General features: G+C 62.7%; 12 protein-coding genes. 10 read left to right on the top strand and 2 right to left on the bottom strand.

The window, feature by feature from the left end:
- The first annotated feature begins 74 nt into the window (after positions 1-74).
- The 7 genes from I6L39_RS19040 to I6L39_RS19010 all read left to right on the top strand — a co-directional run bounded on the left by I6L39_RS19040 (position 75) and on the right by I6L39_RS19010 (position 5,915).
- On the top strand, positions 75-713 hold the full coding sequence (locus I6L39_RS19040) for a DUF2913 family protein (RefSeq protein WP_209792866.1): 639 nt from the start codon (positions 75-77) through the stop codon (positions 711-713).
- Between the two features lie 266 nt (positions 714-979).
- Positions 980-2,017, top strand: a complete 1,038-nt coding sequence (locus I6L39_RS19035) for a M35 family metallo-endopeptidase (protein ID WP_216990524.1) — start codon at positions 980-982, stop codon at positions 2,015-2,017.
- A gap of 47 nt (positions 2,018-2,064) precedes the next feature.
- Complete coding sequence (locus I6L39_RS19030) at positions 2,065-2,499, top strand: protease (RefSeq protein ID WP_216990523.1); 435 nt, start codon at positions 2,065-2,067, stop codon at positions 2,497-2,499.
- 181 nt (positions 2,500-2,680) lie between these two features.
- A complete protein-coding gene (locus I6L39_RS19025; protein ID WP_216990522.1) occupies positions 2,681-3,259 on the top strand; it encodes an O-methyltransferase in 579 nt (192 codons plus the stop codon).
- Between the two features lie 409 nt (positions 3,260-3,668).
- The gene (locus tag I6L39_RS19020) at positions 3,669-4,442 is read left to right on the top strand and encodes an amino acid ABC transporter substrate-binding protein (RefSeq protein WP_216990521.1); all 774 of its coding nucleotides are present in this window, start codon (positions 3,669-3,671) and stop codon (positions 4,440-4,442) included.
- A 58-nt stretch (positions 4,443-4,500) separates the two neighbouring features.
- Positions 4,501-5,157 (top strand): amino acid ABC transporter permease, encoded by a 657-nt coding sequence (locus tag I6L39_RS19015; RefSeq protein ID WP_209428977.1) that lies wholly within the window; start codon positions 4,501-4,503, stop codon positions 5,155-5,157.
- A complete protein-coding gene (locus I6L39_RS19010) occupies positions 5,154-5,915 on the top strand; it encodes an amino acid ABC transporter ATP-binding protein (protein ID WP_216990520.1) in 762 nt (253 codons plus the stop codon). Before I6L39_RS19015 ends, I6L39_RS19010 begins: the two co-directional genes overlap by 4 nt.
- A gap of 84 nt (positions 5,916-5,999) precedes the next feature.
- On the opposite strand, the gene I6L39_RS19005 is transcribed toward I6L39_RS19010, so the two are convergent.
- A complete protein-coding gene (locus tag I6L39_RS19005; RefSeq protein WP_216990519.1) occupies positions 6,000-7,415 on the bottom strand; it encodes an FAD-dependent oxidoreductase in 1,416 nt (471 codons plus the stop codon).
- 12 nt (positions 7,416-7,427) lie between these two features.
- Positions 7,428-11,885 (bottom strand): glutamate synthase large subunit, encoded by a 4,458-nt coding sequence (gene gltB / locus I6L39_RS19000; RefSeq protein WP_216990518.1) that lies wholly within the window; start codon positions 11,883-11,885, stop codon positions 7,428-7,430.
- Between the two features lie 612 nt (positions 11,886-12,497).
- Between gltB and I6L39_RS18995 the strand changes: the two genes are divergently transcribed.
- The 3 genes from I6L39_RS18995 (at position 12,498) to I6L39_RS18985 (ending at position 17,361) form a co-directional block, all read left to right on the top strand.
- Positions 12,498-13,442 carry a TIGR01212 family radical SAM protein gene (locus I6L39_RS18995; RefSeq protein ID WP_216990517.1) on the top strand — a complete coding sequence of 315 codons (945 nt, stop codon included), beginning with the start codon at positions 12,498-12,500 and terminating at the stop codon, positions 13,440-13,442.
- 366 nt (positions 13,443-13,808) lie between these two features.
- Complete coding sequence (locus I6L39_RS18990; RefSeq protein WP_042078568.1) at positions 13,809-15,953, top strand: type I secretion system permease/ATPase; 2,145 nt, start codon at positions 13,809-13,811, stop codon at positions 15,951-15,953.
- Positions 15,946-17,361, top strand: a complete 1,416-nt coding sequence (locus I6L39_RS18985; protein WP_209792847.1) for an HlyD family type I secretion periplasmic adaptor subunit — start codon at positions 15,946-15,948, stop codon at positions 17,359-17,361. The genes I6L39_RS18990 and I6L39_RS18985 overlap by 8 nt, the downstream gene beginning before the upstream one ends.
- Positions 17,362-17,389: the final 28 nt, after the last annotated feature.

The following is a 17,389-nucleotide window of genomic DNA, read 5'->3' as shown; positions in this document are numbered from 1 at the left end:
GCGGGCCATCCCATTGAACTGCAAAGGCGCCACCGGCGCCTTTGCCATCTCAGCGCTCAATCCGAGGATCCACGATGACCCCTCCCACCTACAACCAGGCCCTCCTTGAGATGGCCAGCCAGAGCCTGGCCGAACTGGCCCGCACCGGTGCGCAGAAGGCGGGCAAGCGCACCCCGGCCCAGGAGAGCCACTTCCTCTGCACCTGGATGGCGGACTCCCTCAAGGAGAAGCGCTTCTCCCGCCTGGTGATGGAGGATCTCAAGGCCTGGGTACAACTGGGCCGCACCCTGGGGGCCGGCGCCGATCTCAAGGGCTTGCTTGAGCGGATCATCCGCCAGTACGAGCGCGCCATGGCCGAGCCGACCGGGCTGGGCGGCCGGCTGGCCGCCCTGCTGGCCGAGCTGGAGGCGGCGGGCTGGCTGGTGCTGACGAGTAGCGAAGTGAACGCCAAGCTGCGCCTGCAATCGGGCGGCCAGCCGAGCCTCATCATCAGCGCCAGCGAATATCAGGGCCATATCGAAGCGGGTGAGCTGGCCAGGTCCCTTACCCTCTATGTGCGCGGCGACGAGGCCAGATTGGCACAGGCGGCTTTTTCCCACGGCCTGCTGCTGAGCCAGGGCAACAAGAAAACGACCCTGGTCAAGCACCACAAGGCCTACCGGCTGGTGCCCGGCAACGCACAGCCGGCCCTGGCGCTGCTGATCGGCCCCTGATCCGGGCGCAAGCTGCTCATCCCCCCCACCCGGCCCCGTGCCGGGTTTTTTGTGGATGCTTGCCGGTGGCGGGAGGGGAGGGGGCCTTGATGCGGCGCCAAGGGGGCAGCTTTTGTCGCAACCGGCGAGGGCCCCCTCCGATGGGGGGCGTCCCCCATATGGAGGGATGGGGGCGCCGAGCTTCTGCTCTAGGGTGGATGAGCCCCAAAGAGGGCCATATGGAAGCAAACCGCCTGATGGCGCCACTCAATGAATGAGGAAACACGATGAAAGCGACTCCCATCGCCCTGCTGCTGGCAGGCTCCCTGATCTCTCCGCTCTGCGCCGCCGGGCTCGATGCCAGGCTCACCCTGGTGGAGGGCGGCACCGACGACGTGCGGGTCAACCTGACCCTGACCAACACGGGGGACAAGCCGGTGCGTCTGCTCAAGTGGCAGCTGCCTGGCAGCGAGGATGCCCCCCTGTTCCAGGTGGAGCGTGACGGTCAGCCGGTTGGCTACGAGGGGGCCCTGATCAAGCGGGCGGCCCCGACCGACAAGGACTTCCAGTTGCTCAAGGCCGGCCAGAGCCTGACGGTGCAGGCGGAGGTCTCCGGTCTCTACGACATGAGCGTCCAGGGGCAGTACAGCATCCGCTACCTGCTGCCGACCGTGGCGCTGGAGGGGAAAACCGCCAAGGCCAGGCAGGCCCGGGGGAGCGAATCCAATGCCGTGACCCTGTGGGTGGAAGGGGTGGCCGACGATAGGGTGCTGGCCAAGGCGGCCCTGGCCGAGCCCCAGGCGGTGACCGCTTCGGTCAGCTTCAGCGGCCGCTGCACCAACACCCAGAAGAGCGACATCCTGGCCGCGCTCGATGCCGCCAGCGGCATCACCAACAACTCCAGCAGCTATCTGGCGGTGGACAAGCCCGATGGCCAGCGTTATCGCAGCTGGTTCGGCGCCTATGACGCCGCCCGCTGGAACCAGGCCGAGACGAACTTCAGCAAGATCAAGGATGCCATCGACAACAAGCCGCTCACCTTCGACTGTGGTTGCAAGCAGAGCTACTTCGCCTACGTCTATCCGGACCAGCCCTACAAGGTCTATCTGTGCAAGAGCTTCTGGACGGCACCCGTCACCGGGACCGATTCCCGTGCCGGCACCATAGTCCACGAGCTGAGCCACTTCAACGTGGTGGCGGGCACCGACGATCTGGGATACGGTCAGGCCAATGCCCGCAATCTGGCGAGCACGGATCCCCAGAAGGCGCTGAACAACGCCGACAACCACGAGTACTTCGCCGAGAATACCCCGAGCGAAAATTAATCCGTGAAGGGGCCGCGAGGCCCCTTCCCGTTGTTGAAGGAGCACCCATGATGACTCTCTTGCTCACCACCCTGGCGCTGGCCCCCCTGCAGTGCGAACTGTCGGTCAACGCCGAGAGCGGGGTGAACGAGCCCCTGCCCCTGGTGATGACCCTGACCAACCGGGGGGAGGCCCCCCTTGAGGTATTGACCTGGTTCACCCCCTTCGAGGGGTGGTTTGCCGATGCCATCGACCTCACCCGCGACGGCCGGCCGCTGGCCTACCGGGGACCGCTGGCCAAGCGTGGTGAACCCGGAGATGGCGACTTCCTCCTGCTGGCTCCGGGGGAACAGAGCCAGGCCGATGCGGATCTGGCGCAGGCCTACGATCTGTCGCAGCCGGGCAGCTACCGGCTCAGCTATCGTGCCCAGCACCTGGCGCTGACCCGGGGCGTGGTGCCAAGCTGCCCCGCCATCGACTTTACCCGGGTGGCGGCGCCCTAGGAGGTCGGTGGCTTGCTCTTCGCATCCAGCAGCCCGACGGCGCAGGCGGCCACCACCAGATAGCGCTTCGCCAGGCGGGGGGACGAGCCGCCGCAGGATGACAGGGTGAAGACATGATGAAGAGATGGGGACGGGCCACGCCGTGCGCCAGGCCGCCCCTTGATACCGCCAAGGAGGCAAGATGGTACTGGAATCATTGAAACGAGAGCTGGAGCGCTTTGGCGAGCAGCACGACGAGGCCCAGCCGTCCCGTGACGGCAAGATGCTCAATATCACCCGGGACACAGGTGAACTGCTGGCGCTGCTGGTACAGACGCGAGGGGCGACGGATGTGCTGGAGATTGGTACCTCCAACGGCTATTCCACCCTCTGGCTGGCGGAGGCGGTGAAACGGCTGGGGGGCCGGGTCACCACCATAGAGAGGGATGCGGGCAAGCTGGCCATGGCCGCCGCCAACTTCCAGCGTGCCGGGCTCGGCCCCTGGATTGAACAGCTGGCGGGGGAGGCTGGCAGCTTGCTGCCTACCCTGCCGACGGCGGGTTATCAGCTGGTCTTCCTGGACTCCGATCGCCAGCAATATCAGCGCTGGTGGCCCGAGATCCGGCGCCTGCTCGCCCCTCGCGGCCTGCTGGTGGTGGACAACGCCATCTCTCACCGGGAGGAGATGAGCGACTGGATGGCGGAGGTGGTGCAGGATCCGGCCTTCATGACCGCCCTGGTGCCGGTGGGCAAGGGGGAGTGGCTGGTGGCGCGCCTGTGAGCCCATGGCTCTTGCCGCATGGGACGAGCACCATCCCGTGGTGCTCGCTCACCTCATGGGAGCCCCAGAGCCACTAGCTTCCCCGGAGCCGCCGTGCTCTCTTTCCTCATCTTACGTCCCCTCGTTCTGCTCCCGGCTTGCTGCCATATCGGCAGCGCTGGCAGTGTCGCCCTCTTTTTGGCGTTATCCACTATTTCGCTAAATATCCCCGTATTTCATGGTTGGGAGAGGAAACGTCTCGCGATATGTTTTGTCCATGCCGATAGCCAGCCGAATTAATGTGTGGCACTGACGTGGAAATATTAATCGCTGTGCTGCGGCAGCCGGATTGGAAAATAACCATTGCATGGCGCCAACCTATTCTGGTTGGCAAGCGTTCCGGGTATTTATAAATATAACGAGGTGGTTCATGAAGAAAGTACGTTCGCTGTTGTTGCTGGCGGCATTGCCGCTGGCCCTGATGCACTCGGCCCAGGCCCAATCCAGCCTCGCCGCCATCCAGAGCGCCGGGGTGATCAAGATTGGCACCGAAGGGGCCTACCCCCCTTTTACCTACCACGACAAGAGCGGCAAGCTGGTGGGCTTTGACGTGGAGATTGGTGAGCTTATCGCAAGCGGCCTCGGGGTGAAGCCCGAGTTCGTCGAGGGCAAGTGGGACGGCCTCATCGTCGGGGTGGACGCCAAACGCTACGATCTGGTGCTCAACGAGGTGGCCATCACGCCGGAGAGGCTGAAAAAGTATGATTTTTCAGATCCCTACATCACCTCCAAGGCGGTGGTCGTGGTGCACAGCGACAATGACAGCATCAAGAGCTTTGCGGATCTGAAGGGCAAGAAATCCTCCCAGTCCCTGACCAGCAACTTCGCCCAGCTGGCGAAGGCGTCGGGGGCCGAGGTGGTGGCCACCGAGGGCTTCAACCAGTCCCTGGAGCTGGTGCTGACCGGACGGGTGGATGCCACCATCAACGACAGCCTCTCCTTCCTGGATTTCAAGAAGCAGAAGCCGGACGCCAAGTTGAAGGTGGCAGCCACCGAGGCCAAGGGGGATCAATCCGCCGTGCTGCTGGCCAAGGGGCAACCGGAATTGCTGGCCGCCATCAATCAGGCGCTGCGCACGGCCAAGCAAGACGGCAGTTACCAGAAAATATCGGTCAAGTATTTCGGCACCGACGTCTCGAATTAATATTCAGGCCGAATAATAACAATAAAGGAGAATTAACGTGCCTCCCTGGTTGCAGTTAATGATCGACTCTTTTTGGCCCCTGCTCAGTGCGGGGCTTATTTTTACCGTGCCACTCACCCTTATCACCTTCGTGCTGGGAATATTGCTCGGCTTGCTGGTGGCCCTGGCCAGGCTCTATGGCCCGTCTCCCCTGGTGGCCCTGGCTCGCTTCTATGTGTGGCTTGTTCGGGGCACGCCGCTGCTGGTGCAGCTCTTTCTCATCTTCTACGGCTTGCCGAGCGCCGGCATAGTGCTGGATGCCTTCACCGCCGCCGTCATCGGCTTCACCCTCAACATCGGCGCCTACAGCTCGGAGACCATTCGCGCCACCCTGGCGGCGATCCCGAAAGGGCAGTGGGAGGCGGCCCACGCCATCGGCATGAACTGGCCCCAGGCCATGGGACGGGTGATCCTGCCCCAGGCGGCGCGCATCGCTGTGCCGCCCCTCTCCAATACCTTCATCTCCCTGGTCAAAGACACCTCGCTGGCGGCGGCGGTGACCGTGCCCGAGCTGTTTCAGGCGGCCCAGCGCCTCGCCTCCGTCACCTATGAGCCGCTCATCCTCTATATCGAGACGGCCCTCATCTACCTGATGTTCAGCTCTGTGCTCAGCCTGTTGCAAGATCGGCTGGAGCGCAGATTGACCCACAAAGAGACCCGGGAGGTCGCCCTATGATCCGGTTGAGCGGTATCGAGAAGCAGTTTGGTGGCAGGCCCGTGCTCAAGGGGGTGGGGCTGGCGATGGCCGCCGGCACGGTGACGGCGCTGATCGGCCCCTCCGGCAGCGGCAAGAGTACCTTGCTGCGCTGTGTGAATCTGCTGGAGCGACCCGATGCGGGACAGCTGGTGCTGGGGGGAAGCGAGCTCGACTTCTCCCATCACCTGTCACGGCAGCAGGTGCTGACTCTGCGCCAGCAGACCGGCATGGTGTTCCAGAACTTTCAGCTGTTCCCGCACATGACGGTGCTGGAGAACGTGATGGAGGGGCTGGTGACCGTCTTGAAGTGGCCCAGGGAGAAGGCGAGGGCGAGGGGCCTGGCCCTGCTGGACAAGGTGGGGCTCAGGCACAAGGCCGAGGCGGTGCCCGCCACCCTCTCCGGCGGCCAGCAGCAGCGGGTCGCCATTGCCCGGGCGCTGGCGCCATCCCCCAAGGTGCTGCTCTGCGACGAGCCCACCTCGGCGCTGGATCCCGAGCTGGCGCTGGAGGTGCTGGCCGTGCTGCGCCAGCTGGCGCGCGAAGGTACCACCATGCTGATCGCCACCCACGACCTGCGCCTCGCGGCCCAGATAGCGCAGCAGGTGATCTTTCTGGAAGGGGGCGAGGTGGTGGAGGCGGGCAGCGCACGCCAGATGTTCACGACCCCCAGGCGAGCCCGTACCTTCGAGTACATCTCCACCCTGACCGAGCGGCAGCCGGAGAACTGGAGCATCTAGCCGCGACTGCCCACGAAGGCGAGATAAAGAAACAGCCCCGCACGAGCGGGGCTGTTTGCATGGCAGCTTGGTTGCGACGGCAGATCACACGGCCAGATAGTCCATGATCCCTTCGGCGGCCTTGCGACCCTCGTAGATGGCGGTCACCACCAGATCCGAGCCGCGCACAGCATCGCCACCGGCAAACACCTTGGGGTTGCTGGTCTGGAAGGCGTACTCCGCCTTCTCGGGGGCCTTGATGCGATCCCGGCTGTCGAGCTCGACACCGTGTTCCGCCATCCAGGGCTGGGGGTTGGGCTGGAAGCCGAACGCCATCACCACCGCATCGGCGGGCAGCACCTGCTCGGAGCCCTCGATGACTACCGGATTGCGGCGGCCGTTGGCATCGGGTTCGCCGAGTTCGGTGCTCACCACCTTGATGCCGCAGGTGCGGCCCTGGGCGTCCAGCTCCACCCCGACCGGCTGGAGGTTGAACATGAATTCCACCCCTTCCTCCTGGGCGTTCTTCACCTCCCGCTTGGAACCCGGCATGTTCTCGGCGTCGCGACGGTAGGCGCAGATCACCCGATCGGCCCCCTGACGGATGGCGGTGCGCACGCAGTCCATGGCGGTATCGCCGCCGCCGAGCACCACCACCTGCTTGCCGGCGAAGTCGATGTAATCGGCCTGGGCCTTCTCGAAGCCCAGCAAGCGGTTGGCGTTGGAGATGAGGTAGGGCAGGGCGTCGTAGACCCCAGGCGCAGTCTCGTTCTCGAACCCGCCCTTCATGTACTTGTAGGTGCCGACCCCGAGGAAGACCGCATCGAACTCGCCGAGCAGGTCGGCGAAGGTGACGTCACGGCCCACTTCGGTCTCGAGACGAAACTCCACCCCCATCCCCTCGAAGATCTCGCGGCGGCGCTGCATCACCTCCTTTTCCAGCTTGAAGGAGGGGATGCCGAAGGTCAGCAGGCCGCCGATCTCCGGGTACTTGTCGAACACCACAGGGGTGACGCCGTTGCGCGCCAGCACGTCGGCACAGGCAAGGCCGGCAGGGCCCGCGCCGATGACGGCGACCCGCTTGCCGGTCTTGACCACCTTGGAGAGATCAGGGCGCCAGCCCATCTCGAACGCCTTGTCGGTGATGTACTTTTCGATGTTGCCTATGGTCACGGCGCCGAATCTGTCGTTGAGGGTGCAGGCACCCTCGCACAGTCTGTCTTGCGGGCAGACGCGGCCGCACACCTCCGGCAGGCTGTTGGTCTGGTGGGAGAGCTCCACCGCCTCCAGGATGCGCCCCTCGTTGGCCAGTTTCAGCCAGTTGGGGATGTAGTTGTGTACCGGGCACTTCCACTCGCAATAGGGGTTGCCGCAGTCGAGGCAGCGATCCGCCTGCATGCCGACCTGGGCCTGGTTGAAGGGCTCGTAGATCTCCACGAACTGGATCTTGCGGATCTTGAGCGGCTTCTTGGGCGGGTCGACCCGCTGGACATCGATAAACTGGAATACGTTCTGGCTCATAGGGTTCCCTCCTTATTGCGCCTGGATTCTGAGTTCTGCACTGGAACGGCTGGTGTGACCCAAGAGGGACTTGACGTCGCTGGACTTGGGTTTGATCAGCCTGAACTTGGGCACATAGGAGTCGAAGTTGGCCAGGATCTCCTCGGCGCGCGAGCTGCCTGTCTCGTTGAGGTGCGCCGTGATGATGCCGCGCAGGTGCTCCTGGTGGATGGCAAGATCCGCCACCTCCAGCAGTTCGACCAGCTCGGGGTTGGTGCGCTTGGCAAAGTTGCCGCACTCGTCGAGCACGTAGGCGAAGCCGCCTGTCATGCCCGCCGCGAAGTTGACGCCGGTCTTGCCGAGCACGGTGACGATGCCGCCTGTCATGTATTCACAGCCGTTGTCACCGATCCCCTCGACCACCGCCAGGGCCCCTGAGTTGCGCACCGCGAAACGCTCGCCGGCAGTGCCTGCGGCATAGAGCTTGCCGCCGGTGGCGCCGTAGAGGCAGGTGTTGCCGATGATGGCCGCCTCGTGGGATTTGAACGCCACGCCGACGTGGGGCTTGATCACCAGCTTGCCGCCGGTCATCCCCTTGCCCACGTAGTCGTTGGCGTCCCCGGTGAGGATCATCTCGAGGCCACCCGCGTTCCAGACGCCGAAGCTCTGACCGGCTGTGCCGTTGAAGTGCACCTTGACCGGATCGGCCGCCATGCCCTGGTTGCCGTGGCGTTTCACTATCTCGCCGGAGAGGCGCGCCCCCACGGAGCGGTCGGTGTTGCGGATGTCGTAGCGGAACTCGCCACCACTCATGTTCTCGACGGCATCCAGCAGGTCCTCCACCATCTTGAGGTTCAGCGGCCCCTTGTCGAAGGTGGGGTTGTGCTGCTGGCTGAACAGGCTGGAGCCTGCCGGTGCCACCGGGGTCGCCAGCACGCCGGACAAGTCCAGCTTGGCCTGACGGGCGGTGAGGCCGGGCAGGGCTTCCAGCAAGTCGGTGCGGCCGATAAGGTCGGTGAGCTGGGTGACGCCGAGCTCGGCCATCAGCTCGCGGGTCTCCTCGGCGATGAACTTGAAGTAGTTCATCACCATCTCCGGCAGGCCGGTGAAGTGTTCGCGGCGCAGCTTCTCATCCTGAGTGGCGACGCCGGTGGCGCAGTTGTTCAGGTGGCAGATACGCAGGTATTTGCAGCCGAGCGCCACCATGGGGCCGGTACCGAAGCCGAAGCTCTCGGCGCCGAGGATGGCCGCCTTGATGATGTCGAGACCAGTCTTGAGACCACCGTCCACCTGCAGCCGCACCTTGTGGCGCAGGCCGTTGGCGACCAGGGCCTGCTGGGTTTCGGCCAGCCCCAGCTCCCAGGGGGAACCGGCGTATTTGACCGAGGTGAGCGGGCTCGCGCCGGTGCCGCCGTCATAGCCGGAGACGGTGATGAAGTCCGCATAGGCCTTGGCCACGCCGCAGGCGATGGTGCCGACGCCGGGCTCGGAGACCAGTTTCACCGACACCAGGCAGTTCGGGTTGATCTGCTTGATGTCGAAGATGAGCTGGGCCAAGTCCTCGATGGAGTAGATGTCGTGGTGGGGCGGCGGCGAGATCAGGGTCACGCCGGGCACGGAGTAGCGCAGCTTGGCTATCTGGGCCGTCACCTTGTCACCGGGCAGCTGGCCACCCTCGCCGGGCTTGGCGCCCTGGGCCACCTTGATCTGCACCACGTCCGCGTTCATCAGGTAGTGGGGGGTGACCCCGAAGCGACCCGAGGCCACCTGCTTGATGCGCGAATTCTTCTCGGTGCCGAAGCGCTTGGGATCCTCGCCGCCTTCGCCGGAGTTGCTCTGACCGCCGAGGCGGTTCATGGCGATGGCCAGGGCCTCGTGGGCTTCAGGGCCGAGGGCGCCGATGGACATGGCGGCGGAGTCGAAGCGGGGGAACAGCTTGGCCGCAGGCTCGACCTGATCCAGCGCCACCGGGATGGTCCCCTTCCTGAGCACCAGCAGGTCGCGCAGGGTCGCCACCGGGCGCTCGTTCACCAGACGCGCGTACTCCTTGTAATCGGCGTAGTTGCCGGAGCGCACCGCCACTTGCAGGGTCTGCACCACGTCCGGGTTGTAGGTGTGGTACTCGCCGCCGTGGACGAATTTGAGCAGGCCACCCTGGGTCAGCGGCTTGCGGCCGAGCCAGGCCAGGCGAGCCAGGTTCACCTGATCCTGCTGGATGTCGACAAAGTCGGCTCCCTGGATGCGGCTCGATACGCCGCGGAAGCAGAGCTCGACCACGGCGCTGGAGAGGCCCACCGCCTCGAACAGCTGGGAGCAGCGGTAGCTCGCCACCGTGCTGATGCCCATCTTGGACATCACCTTGTAGAGGCCCTTGTTGATGCCGTTGCGGTAGTTGAGCATGGCCTGGCGCAGGCTCATCTTGAGCACGCCTTCTTCTACCTGCTTGGCGAGGGTCTCGTAGGCGAGATAGGGGTAGATGGCGGTGGCGCCAAAGCCCAGCAGGACGGCGAAGTGGTGCGGGTCACGCACGCTCGCGGTCTCCACCAGGATGTTGGCGTCACAGCGCAGGTTGTTGTCCACCAGGGTGCGCTGCACCGCCCCCACCGCCATGGCGGCCGGGATGGGCAGGGTGTCCGGACTGATGTCCCGATCCGACAGCACCAGCAGCACGGTACCGCTGCGGGCCGCGGTCTTGGCCTCTTCGCACAGGCGCTCCAGGGCGGATTGCAGCCCCTCTTCGGGTTGGTAGTTGAGGCTCAGCACCGCATGGCGATAGTGCTCCCCTTCCAGGGCCAGCAGTTGGTGGAAGTCGGAGTAGAGCAGGATCGGCGACTGGAACAGCACCCGGTGGGCGTGACCGAAGGTCTCGTTGAACACGTTCTGTTCGCGGCCGATACAGGTGGCCAGGGACATGACGTGGTTTTCCCGCAGGGGATCGATGGGGGGGTTGGTCACCTGGGCGAACATCTGGCGGAAGTAGTCGTACAGGGTGCGCTGGCTGGAGGAGAGCACCGCCATGGGAGTGTCGTCCCCCATGGAGCCCACCGCCTCCTGGCCATTCTCGCCGAGCACGCGGATCACCTGGTCCAGTTCCTCATAGGAGTAGCCGAACAGCTTCTGATAGGTCTTGAGGCGGTCGTCCGGGAACTCGCGGGCACCGGTGCTGGCGTCGTCCATCTGCTCGAACGGCACCAGGCGCTTGCAGTGCTTGTCCATCCACTGCTTGTAGGTGTGGCGGCTCTTGAGGTCGTCGTCGATCTCGAAGCTGGTCCAGATCTTGCCGTTGCTGGTATCGACCACGAACAGCTCGCCCGGGCCGACCCGGCCCTTCTCCAGCACCTCGTCCGGGGTGTAGTCCCAGGTACCCACTTCGGAGGCGAGGGTGATGAACTTGTCCTTGGTGATGACGTAGCGGGCCGGACGCAGGCCGTTGCGGTCGAGCGCGCAGGTGGCGTAGCGGCCGTCGGTCATGACGATGCCGGCCGGGCCGTCCCAGGGCTCCATGTGCATGGAGTTGAAGTCGTAGAAGGCGCGCAGGTCGTCATCCATGTTCGGGTGCTTCTGCCACGCAGGCGGGATCAAGAGGCGCATGGCGCGGAACAGGTCCATGCCGCCGGCCAGGAAGAGATCCAGCATGTTGTCGAGACTGGAGGAATCCGATCCCGTGGTGTTGACGAAGGGGGCCGCCTCCTGCAGATCCGGGATCAGCGGGGTCGCGAACTTGTAGCTGCGCGCCTTGGCCCACTGGCGGTTGCCGGCGATGGTGTTGATCTCGCCGTTATGGGCGAGGTAGCGGAACGGCTGCGCCAGCGGCCAGCGCGGGCTGGTGTTGGTGGAGAAACGCTGGTGGAACACGCAGATGGCCGCCTGCATGCGGATGTCGGCGAGATCCAGATAGAAGCGCGGCAAATCCACCGGCATGCACAGCCCTTTATAGACGGTGACCAGGTTGGAGAGGCTGACCACGTAGAAGTAGTCGTCGCTGATGCGCTTCTCGATGCGGCGGCGCACTATATAGAGGCGGCGCTCGAGATCCTTGTCGACCCAGCCCGGGGGGGCGTTGACAAAGACCTGTTCGATGCTGGGCAGGGAGGCCTTGGCGATGGTGCCGAGTACATTGGTATCGATGGGCACCTTGCGCCAACCGACCAGACTCAGGGTCTCTTTTTCCAGCTCCTCGTCGATGATGTCGCGGGTTGCCTGGGCCAGGACGGGGTCCGGGTTCAGGAACAGCATGCCGACCGCGTAGTTGCGGCCCAGGTGCCATCCCTTCTCTTCGGCGACGGCTCTGAAGAAGCTGTCGGGTTTTTGCAGCAACAGGCCGCAGCCGTCGCCGGTCTTGCCATCGGCGGAGATGCCGCCGCGGTGCTGCATGCGAGCCAAGGCTGACATCGCGAGACGGACAAGCTTGTGGCTGGCTTCCCCTTCCATGTGGGCCAACAGGCCGAAGCCACAGTTATCCCTCTCCAGCTTTGGATCATATAGTGACATTGCATTTCTCCCTTGCTCGGCCTTCCATCGCACTGTCATCAACAGATTGCATAAATTGCGATTGGCTCTTGTGGTTCCGTCCGCCTGAGGTGGCGAATCTCCAAACTAATGGGATTTTCGAGCAAGGTCAATTGGACATCCCGCCTGTTTGCAATGTTACATCGCCATAACAAAATGTGGGTTTTAGAGACTCAAACAGAATTTTTATGTATTTAATGCTGTGATAATTTTATTTATTAGTCATATATGCTGACGATGGTGGCTTTGGTGGTTGACTGCATCGTGGCGCAGAACTGTAGTAATTTTACAAATTCCTTCTGCCTGGGCTTGGCGGGGATCACATTTCGAGATCCTGCATCTTGCATTTGTCCATATGCGAGCTAATCAAGATTTTTTCAGTGCTAACAGCCGGTTAGGGGAGTCAGGTTTTCTCTTTTTTCCCGTTTTTCCTGGTAGGGGTGGTTTCCAAAAGTAGCCGCAAAAGCCTTTTGTTGGGTATTTATCGCACTCGGCGTGAATATTTATATGATTTTAGGGAAGGGCCAGGCTTGATCCAGCTCAGCCTGCCCGGCGGTGTGTACCGCTAAAATGGCGCCTCATCTCGGAGGTGTCATGCAGTTACACGAACTCGTCAATACATTCGGCCAGGACCTCAAGCAGCGTCACGGCCAGAAGATCCACAAACTCTCCATTCACGGCGCCTTCACCTGCCCGAACCGGGACGGCACCCTGGGGCGCGGCGGCTGTACCTTCTGCAATGTCTCCTCCTTCGCCGACGAGTCGGCCCAGCAGCTCTCCGTGGTGCAGCAACTGCTGGCCCGCCGAGACGAAGTGACCCGCGCCAAACGCTATCTCGCCTATTTTCAGGCCTATACCAGCACCTATGCCGAAGTGGAATATCTGCGGCGCATGTATGAAGAGGCGCTGTCGGTGAGCGACATGGTGGGACTCTGCGTCGGCACCCGCCCTGACTGCGTGCCGGATGCGGTGCTGGATCTGCTGGCGGGCTACCAGGCCCGGGGTTACGAGGTATGGCTGGAGCTGGGGCTGCAGAGTGCCAACGACAAGACCCTGCAAAGGATCAACCGGGGACACGGTTACGCCGCCTATGCGGATGCGGTGCGGCGAGCCCATCTGCGCGGCATCAAGGTCTGCGCCCACCTTATCGTCGGTCTGCCGGGGGAGGCGGCCATGGAGAGCCTGGAGACCCTGCACCGCGTCGTGGAGACGGGGGTGGAGGGGATCAAGCTGCATCCGCTGCACGTGGTACAGGGCAGTACCCTCGGCAAGGCGTGGCAGGCGGGACGGCTGGATGTGCTCACGCTGGAGCAGTATGTGGCAGCGGCGGTCGCCATGATCCAGCACACGCCCCCAGAGGTGGTCTATCACCGCGTCTCGGCCTCGGCGCGCCGCCCGACCCTGTTGGCACCCGCCTGGTGCGAGAACCGCTGGACCGCCATGACCGAGATCGCCGCCGAACTGGCTCGCTCCGGTCCCCAGGGACAACGCCTGGGACGTCCCTTCTCTCTCCCGCTTTCAAATGAGCTGAGGCTCTAATTTCGTCAAAAAAACAGTGGGTTATTAGATGAAATTCAGTCTTTGCAGTATAGTTTCGTTCAAGTCACCTTGATAAGATGGTGGGCTTGAAAAAAGATATGTTTATCAATAACTCTTTGCGGTTTATGTACCGGGCGGGATCTCTTCGCACTGGGTGGCAGTTTCCCCGATGACACCGAGCGCCCTGCATGTCCATTCCTTCCCGGCATGACGATGTGGGAGTCAGGCAGTGGGCTGTGTGCCACTGCCCCGTGCGCTAATTGGGTTGTCGGTTTGTGGCGGGGTCGCTGCCTGCATTCATGAAACGCGCCAGATTCCGGGTGATGATGACCGACAACCTTCCGAATCATGTTTTGATGGGATGCTATGCAAGCAGAAACCAGCCATATAGATGAGCTATTGGAGTGCCTGGTCTTTTTGACCCGCTTTTATGGGGTGCCCAACAGCCAGGATGCCCTGACCACTGGCTTGCCGCTGGTCTCCGGTCGCCTGAGCACGGCACTCTTCAGCCGTGCCGCCGAGCGTGGCGGCCTCTCCGCCCGCGAGGTGATCCAGCCGCTCGATCAGATCTCCTCCCTGCTGTTGCCCTGCGTCCTGCAGACGCGTCATGGCGGCGCCTGCATCCTGCTGGAATGGAATGAAGACCGAAGCCAGGGCAAGGTGATCTTTCCCCAGGCCGGGGATGCAGCCCAGTGGGTCAGCACCGCCCAGCTGGGAGACGAGTACAGCGGTCGCCTGTTTTACGTCAAGCGGCAGTTCAAGTTCGACGAGCGCTCCCCCAAGGTGCTGGAAACCCGCGACGGTCACTGGTTCTGGAGCACGCTGTTCGAATCCCGGGGCATCTACCGAGACGTGCTGATCGCCTCCATCCTCATCAACCTGTTCGCGGTGGCCAGCCCCCTGTTCACCATGAACGTGTACGACAAGATAGTGCCGAATCTGGCATTCGATTCCCTCTGGGTATTGGCCGTCGGGGCCATGGTGGTATTTACCTTCGATTTCGTGATGCGCCAGCTGCGCAGCTACTTCATCGACATCGCCGGCAAGAAATCCGACGTGCTGCTGTCGGCCAAGATCTTCGCCAAGGTGATGGGGATGAAGATGGAATCCCGTCCTGCCTCGACCGGTGCCTTTGCCAAGCACCTCCAGGAGTTCGAGTCCGTGCGGGAGTTCTTCACGTCGGCCACCGTTTCCACCTTGATCGATCTGCCGTTCGCCATCTTCTTCCTGTTCATCATCTGGATCTTCGCCGGCGTCATGGTGGTGGTGCCCATCGTCGCCATCTTGATCCTGGTGGCGTACAGCTTCTATATCCAGGCACCGCTGAAGCAGTCCATCGAGGAGGGGTCACGCCTGGCCTCCCAGAAGAATGCCAACCTCATCGAGAGCATCTCTGGCCTCGAGACCGTGAAGATCTTCGGGGCCGAGAGCATGTTCCAGCATCGCTGGGAGCAGGCGGTATCCCATATTTCGACCTGGGGTGTGCAGACCCGGCGTATCACCAACTCCATGTCGTCGCTCGCGAGCTACATCCAGCAGGTGGTGACGGTGGGACTCGTCATCGTCGGCGTCTACCAGATCTCGGAGGGGCTGGTGACCATGGGGGGCATGATCGCGGCCGTGATGCTGTCGAGCCGCGCCATCGCCCCCATGGTACAGCTCTCCGTTCTCTCGACCCGCTATAACCAGGCCAAGTCTGCCCTGGAGATCCTGGAGAAGATCATGATGACGCCGGGCGAGCAGGAGGAGGGCAGGCAGTACATCCACCATCCTGTCATCCAGGGGCGCATCGAGTTCGAGAACGTCTCCTTCAAGTATCCGGGCATGGAGAGCAGCACCCTGCACAACATCAACCTGCGTATCGAGCCGGGCGAGAAGGTCGCCATCATAGGCCGGATAGGCGCGGGCAAGACCACCCTGGAGAAGTTGCTGATGGGGCTCTATCGCCCCACGGACGGGCTGGTGCGTCTCGACGGCTTCGAGCTGGATCAGCTGCCGCCGACCGCCATTCGCCGCAACATCGGCTGCGTGCCGCAGGACGTGACCCTCTTCTTTGGCTCGGTGCGGGACAACATCATGCTGGGCAATCCCCTGGTGGACGACGCCCGTGTCCTTCGCGCGGCCAAGCGGGCCGGGGTGACCAACTTTACCAACCGGGATCCCAATGGCCTCGACAGGCAGATCGGCGAGGGGGGGCGTCAGCTCTCCGGCGGCCAGCGTCAGGCCATACTGCTGGCCAGGGCCCTGCTCAACGATCCTCCCATTCTGGTGATGGACGAACCGACGTCCAACATGGACAACCAGTCGGAGATGCACGTCAAGCAGGAGCTGGCGCGGCTGGGGCCCGAGACCACCCTGATCCTCATCACCCACAAGACCTCCATGCTGGACGTCGCCTCCCGGGTCATCGTCGTGGAGCAGGGCAAGATAGTGGCGGACGGCCCCAAAGAGGTGGTGCTGCAACAATTGAAGGAAGGCAAGGTGCGGGTGCAGGAGACGGCTCATGGCTAACAACTGGTTCAAGAAGTCGGCTCCCGATACCGTCTTGCCCGCCCCCGAGCACCTGGAATACGTGGACGATGGCGCCGCGGCCGTCTTGCTGACGACGCCGACCCGCGCCAGGGTGCTGCTCTGGGCCTGCTTCCTGTTTTTCATGAGCGCCATCGTCTGGGCCGCCTGGGCCGAGCTTGACGAGGTCACCGTCGGCCAGGGCAAGGTGATCCCGTCTCGCCAACTGCAGGTGATCCAGAACCTGGAAGGGGGGATCGTCAAGGAGATCTTCGTCAAGGAGGGGGACATCGTCGAGAAGGGGCAGCCTCTGCTGCGCATCGACGACACCCGCTTCAAGTCCGATTTTCGCGAACGGGAGCAGGAGCTGGTGACCCTGAAGGGGGACATCGCCCGCCTGCGTGCCGAGATCCGCAGTGTGGTGGTCAAGAGCGAGCCCAATCTGGGCTGGCGTGAGCAGGTGGTCATCGACAAGCAGCCCATCGAATTTCCCGAAGGGTACGAGAACGTGTTCGCCGAATATGCCGCCCGTGAAAAATCGGTGCAGGAGGCGAGGCTCAACAACCTCAAGAACCAGCTTTACATTCTGGGGCAGCAGATCGAGCAGAAAGAGCAGGAGACCATAGAGCTCAACGCCAAGATCAGGACGGTGGGCCGCAGCGTGGATCTCGCTCGTCAGGAGCTCAACATCAGCCGTCCCCTCGCAAAAGAGGGTATAGTTCCTCAAGTGGAGCTAATAAAGCTGGAGCGGCAGGTCAACGAGATGCAGGGTGAGCTGGAGGCGAACCGCCTGCTCATCCCCAAGCTCAACTCGGTGCTGCGGGAGACCATCTCCAAGCGCAACGATATCGCCCTGAAATTCAGAGCCGACTCCCAGACCGAGCTCAATGAGCGGCAGGGCAAGCTCAGTCAGTTGTCCGAGGGCCAGGTCGGTCTGCGGGACAGAGTCGATCGAACCAGTGTGATCGCGCCCCTCAAGGGCACCATCAAGAAACTCAAGATCAATACCCTGGGAGGCGTCGTCCAGCCCGGCATGGATCTGATGGAGATAGTACCGCTGGAAGATACCCTGCTGGTCGAAGCCAAGGTGTCGCCCAAGGATATCGCGTTCCTGAGACCCGGATTGGAGGCCGTGGTCAAGATAACCGCTTATGATTTCACTGTTTATGGAGGTTTACATGGAAAGGTTGAACAGATAAGCGCCGACTCGATCCAGGATGAGGAGGGCAACTCCTTCTATCTGGTGCGAGTACGAACCGAGAAGAGTTATCTGGGCGATGAGCTAAACGCACTTCCCATCATCCCCGGTATGTTAGCCAGTGCAGATATCATTACTGGTAAAAAAAGTGTCCTAGACTACTTGCTGAAACCCATCTTGAGGGCTAAGCAGTCGGCACTGAGAGAACGATAAGCCAACAATCTAAAAACAACATGACTGG

This window comes from Aeromonas sp. FDAARGOS 1409, assembly GCF_019048705.1.
GTDB lineage: Bacteria > Pseudomonadota > Gammaproteobacteria > Enterobacterales > Aeromonadaceae > Aeromonas > Aeromonas sanarellii.
Note: the sequence above shows the minus strand (reverse complement) of the source record. Positions and strands in the feature narration are given on the sequence as shown.